1 protein-coding gene is annotated in these 883 nt (G+C 67.7%); it reads left to right on the forward strand.

The features are described from left to right. Positions 1 to 46: 46 nt before the first annotated feature. Positions 47 to 883 (forward strand): IS5 family transposase gene (locus tag H7965_RS30075; protein ID WP_390624660.1). Its coding sequence is split into 2 segments (ribosomal slippage), with 835 coding nucleotides annotated over them: positions 47 to 418 and positions 421 to 883; the frame shifts between segments, so codons are not numbered across the junction. This gene is flagged as partial in the annotation.

Genomic DNA, 883 nt, shown 5'->3' on the forward strand with positions numbered 1-883 from the left:
TCGGATGTGATTCCCTTCTCCTGCGGGCGATTTGTGGGGAAGCAGGATGGCGTGGACAGCGGAGCATCGGCGTGCGGCGGATCGGCGCGGGCTGCGCTACCCCTCCGATCTGACGGATGCCGAATGGGCGCTGGTGGCGCCGCTGATCCGCCCGGCGAAGCACGGCGGCCGGCCCCGCACGGTGGATGTGCGTGAGGTGCTGAACGCGGTGTTCTACGTGCTTTCCACCGGCTGCCAGTGGAGTGCGCTACCGAAGGACCTGCCGCCGAAGAGCACGGTCTGGGACTATTTCTCGCGCTGGGAGTGGGAGGGCACCATCGAGCGCATCCACCATGTCCTCTACCTCGCAGTGCGCGAGCAGGCCGGGCGGGAAGCCAGTCCGACCACGGCGATCATCGACAGCCAGACGGCGAAGGCGGCTCAAAAAGGGGCTCTACGCTCGATCCGTCCGGCTACGACGCAGGCAAGAAGGTCGTCGGCCGCAAGCGCCATCTGCTGACCGACACCATCGGCATGCTGCTGGCTGTCATCGTGCATCCGGCCGACGTGCAGGACCGCGACGGCGCCGAGCCGCTGCTGCGGCAGGCGCGGCGGCTCTTCCCCTTCATCGAGCGCATCATCGGCGATGCAGGCTATCAGGGGCCGAAGATGGCAGCCGCTGTCGCGCGCACCGGCCAATGGAGGATGGAGATCGTGCGCCGCTGTGACCGCCACCGCTTCGTCGTGCTGCCGAAGCGCTGGATTGTCGAACGCACCATCGGTTGGATCAGCCGCAACCGCCGCCTCGCCCGCGACTTCGAGCGACACTGCCGCATCGCCGCCGCCTTCGTCCGCATGGCAATGATCCGCATCATGCTCCGCCGGCTGGCCAGAAAGCCCTCAG

Source organism: Siccirubricoccus deserti (assembly GCF_014283215.1).
GTDB classification, from domain to species: domain Bacteria; phylum Pseudomonadota; class Alphaproteobacteria; order Acetobacterales; family Acetobacteraceae; genus Siccirubricoccus; species Siccirubricoccus deserti.